The following is a 3775-nucleotide window of genomic DNA, read 5'->3' as shown; positions in this document are numbered from 1 at the left end:
ACGCGGCGCAACGCCGGATCCTTACTCAGCGCGGCCGCCTGCAGTTCGTTGCCCAACAGCGGCGCCAGCTGCTCCGGGTCGCCGGCCGCCAGCGCCGCCAGGACCGGGCCGGGCTCGTCGAGCCCGGGCGGCTTCCCGACCTCCCTGAGCCGGTCCAGCTCGGTGAACACCGCCGAGGTGGACAACCCGCCCTCGGCGAACGCCAGCACCCAATGGAACGTGTTCCGGGCCAGCACCGTCGCCAGTTCCTCGCCGCGACCGGTGCCCAGCGCGGTGCCCCCGTGCAGTGCGAAAGGCACATCGCTGCCCAGCTTCGCGGCCAGCATGTGCAGATCGCGGCGCGGCACCCCGAGTTCCCACAGCGAGTTGATGGCGACCAGCACGGCCGCCGCGTCTGCGCTGCCGCCGCCCATGCCGCCGGCCACCGGGATGGCCTTGTCGATTGCAATCGACACGTCGGGCGCCCGGCCGACGTGATCAGCCATCAGTTCGGCGGCCCGCCACGCCAGATTGCCCTCGTCGAGGGGTAACTGACCGGCGCCCTCGCCGCTGATCTCAAGCGAAAGCACGTCGGCGTTGCGGACCGTGATCTCGTCGACCAGGGAAACCGCGTGGAACACCGTCGTCAGGTCGTGATAACCGCTCTCGCGCCGATCGCCGACGGCCAGATAGAGGTTGATTTTGCCGGGCGCGCGAACGGTAACCGACCCAGTGGGCACCCACTGAGCAGCGGTGTTCGGGTCCGTTGGCATCGCACGCGACTTTATCGCCCGCGACTGGCAAACCCCTACCCGTGGGCGGTTAGCTCGCCGGTGCGTGCCGTTGCGACGTGCCGGCGGCACTGTCAGCACTGTCGCCGCCGACGTCACCCGAGCGCTGATACAGCCGCACAAATTCGTCGACGGTGAGCGTCTCGCCGCGGCGCGCCGGGTCGATGCTGGCGGCCAGCAACCGGCTCGCCGATTCGTTGCCCGAACCTGCCCACTCGACGAAGGCATTGCGAGATGTCTTGCGCCGTTGGGCGAATGCGATATCGACGAGTTTGAACACGTTACGACGGAATGCCGCGTCGGTCGGCCAGGGCGGGTGTGCATGCCGGTCGATGCGCACCAGCCCGGAGTAGACACGCGGAATAGGCCAGAAGACGGTTGGCGACACCGTGCCATGACGGCGGACCTGTCCGTAGAAGCGGACTTTGACGCTGGGAATGCCGTACTCCTTGCCGCCCGGTTCGGCCGCGAGTCGTTCGGCGACTTCGGCCTGCACCATCACCATCAGGGTGCGCAGCGACGGGAATTCTCCCAACAGGTGCAGCAGCGCCGGAACAGCGACGTTGTAGGGCAGGTTCGCCACCACCGCTGTCGGCTCGGCAGCGAGATCGGCGGGCCCGATGGACAACACGTCGCGGTTGAGCACGGTCAGCCGGTGAATTTCGCTGTGTGAATGCTCGGCAACGGTCTTCGGCAGCCTACCGGCCAGCACCGGGTCGATCTCGACGGCACTGACCGTGGCCCCGCGGTCCAGCAGCGCCAGGGTCAGCGAGCCCAGACCAGGGCCGACCTCCAGGACGTGATCGTGGCGGTTGACCCCGGAGGACGACACCACCCGGCGGACCGTGTTCGCGTCGTGGACGAAGTTCTGCCCCAACGATTTGCGGGGCCGGAATTCGAGTTCTTTGGCCAGCCTTCGGATCTCGGTACGCCCGAGCAACCGGATGGTCAGCGCGCACCCGCTCTTCCGCTGCACACCGGCCACGCGCCCCAGCCCTGGTGAGCCCGTGTCACCTCGGCGACGGTGATCTGCTCTTCCCTGGTCGCCAGGTCGGCGCGGGGGGCAAACCGCAACCCGCCGTTGCGCTCCCAGGTGCTCTGGTCGAATTGCACGCCGCCGTAGTAGCCGTTTCCGCTGTTTATCGCCCAGTTTCCGCCGGCCTCGCAGCGCGAGATGGCGTCCCAGATTTCTCCGTTGCCGACCGGTGGAACATCGGTGCCCGGTTTGGTACCGACCCGCACCACCGCCTCGCGCGCGGGGGTGATCACGTGACTGGCGACCGGCAGCCGGCCGGCTTCGATGCCATTGACCTTGGACACCGCGAACGTCACATCCTGGGTGCCGGGGGTGCCCGGGTCCTGGACGACCTCACGGTCCATGTTCATCTCGGGGTCCTCGATCCGGCGCCGCGGCGGGACCAGTGGGACCCGCTCGGTGATCTTGTCGATGCGGTTACGAGTCACCTGGATGTGCATGCCGTCGATCACCGGTGCCGCCGCGCCGGGAGTGACCTGGTCACTTTGCAACAGCGGCGCGCCGATGTCGGCCAGGATGTCGCCGACTCTGGCGGCGGCCAAGTGCACGTTGCGCACCGCACCGCCGTCGTTGAGTTCGACGGTCTTGGCGCTGACCACCGGCAGGGCCATGCCGGCCAGCGGGACACGGCTGCCTCGTGAGGCCGCGGCCGGAGCCGTATCGGTCATCGCCAGCTGGGCCAGCGCCTCGTCGACCGTCGACGCCGTCGTCCACACCTGCTTGGCATGCTGGCCGTCCAGCGAGATCTGCAGCGGTCTGCTGCGTCGCAATACAATGTTCTCCGCGTTGCGGACTCGCTCGCCGGCCGCGGGATAGAGGTCGTCACGCTCGCTGACGTTGAACCCGTTCTCCTTGATGATGTCGATCACCCGCGACTTCATCGTAGTGACGGTCATGGCAGTTCCATCGACGCTCAGCGTCACCGCCTTGTAGTCGGCGACCGCATAGCCACCGGCGAATCCTAAGACCAGCAAGAGACCCGCGACCAAGAGCCGCAGAGCCGGTGAGGGAGCCTGATGGAGTTTCGTAAGTACGTTCAACGCGCGTGTATCCCCGACCTCAACAACCACTCAAGTAACAGTCCGTCAACGAAGCCAAACAAAGCAAAAGGCCCACCGGGGGCCTCACCGTTCGATCACAAGACGGTAACGAACCGGCCTAGATAGGGCAACTCCGGGCAATCGCCTTAACGGTTTGTTAACCGCTTGCGGCTAATCCGTAGGCCCGGCGAGCATTGCCGGTGGTGACCTCGGCCAGTTCGTCGGCGGGCCGATCGATGAGCTCGGCCAGCGCCCGCACAGTGTAGGGCAGGCAGTATGGCTCGTTGGGCGCCCCCCGGTACGGATGGGGCGTCAAGAACGGTGCGTCGGTCTCCACCAGCAGCTGTGCCAGGGGGACGATCGGGACGGCTTCCCGCAGCTCACGGGCGTTACGGAAACTCACCGTCCCGGACAGGCTGACCAGCCAGCCGGCATCGACGCAAGCGCGCGCCAAGCCGGCGCCCGATGAGAAGCAGTGAAAGATCACCGTGTCGGGCGCACCCTCGGCACGCAGCACGTCGAGCACCTCGGCATCGGCGTCGCGGTTGTGAATCATCAGCGGTTTACCAGTCCGCTTGGCGAGGTCGATATGCCAAGCGAAGGCCTCCCGCTGCACCGCCGGCTCCGCACAGCCCTCGAGCCGGCCCGGCCAGTACAGATCCATCCCGGTCTCGCCGATCGCCACCACCCGCGGGTGGACAGCTAGTCGCTCGATCTCGGCTCGGGCCGCATCGGTGAGCGCGGCCGCGCGGGTCGGGTGCAGGGCCACCGCGGCGTAGACCCGCGGATCCCACTCGGCGGCCCGGGTCACCCAGCGCGCCGACGCCAGGTCGTCGGCGATGGTGACCACCGCGGTCACACCGACAGCCGCGGCGCGATCGACGATCGCGCGGACATCGTCGCCGTTCTCGGCGCCGCAGGCGTCCAGG

The 3775-nt window shown here is 67.8% G+C and carries 4 protein-coding genes; all 4 read right to left on the bottom strand.

The window, feature by feature from the left end:
* Window positions 1-752: 4-(cytidine 5'-diphospho)-2-C-methyl-D-erythritol kinase (locus WAN71_RS23155; protein ID WP_422227569.1), on the bottom strand; the 752-nt coding region annotated here is incomplete at its 3' end.
* A gap of 49 nt (window positions 753-801) precedes the next feature.
* Entirely contained in the window at window positions 802-1755 is a 954-nt protein-coding gene (rsmA, locus tag WAN71_RS23150) for a 16S rRNA (adenine(1518)-N(6)/adenine(1519)-N(6))-dimethyltransferase RsmA (protein WP_422227568.1), read from the bottom strand.
* Entirely contained in the window at window positions 1719-2846 is a 1128-nt protein-coding gene (locus WAN71_RS23145; RefSeq protein ID WP_422227567.1) for a transglycosylase family protein, read from the bottom strand. Before WAN71_RS23145 ends, rsmA begins: the two co-directional genes overlap by 37 nt.
* Window positions 2847-3003: 157 nt before the next feature.
* A partial coding sequence (locus WAN71_RS23140; protein WP_422227566.1) for a TatD family hydrolase occupies window positions 3004-3775 on the bottom strand: 772 nt, incomplete at its 5' end.

Origin of the sequence: Mycobacterium sp. (assembly GCF_049280035.1) — a bacterium.
In the GTDB taxonomy this organism is placed as follows: domain Bacteria; phylum Actinomycetota; class Actinomycetes; order Mycobacteriales; family Mycobacteriaceae; genus Mycobacterium.
This window is presented reverse-complemented; position numbering and strand designations above follow the sequence as displayed.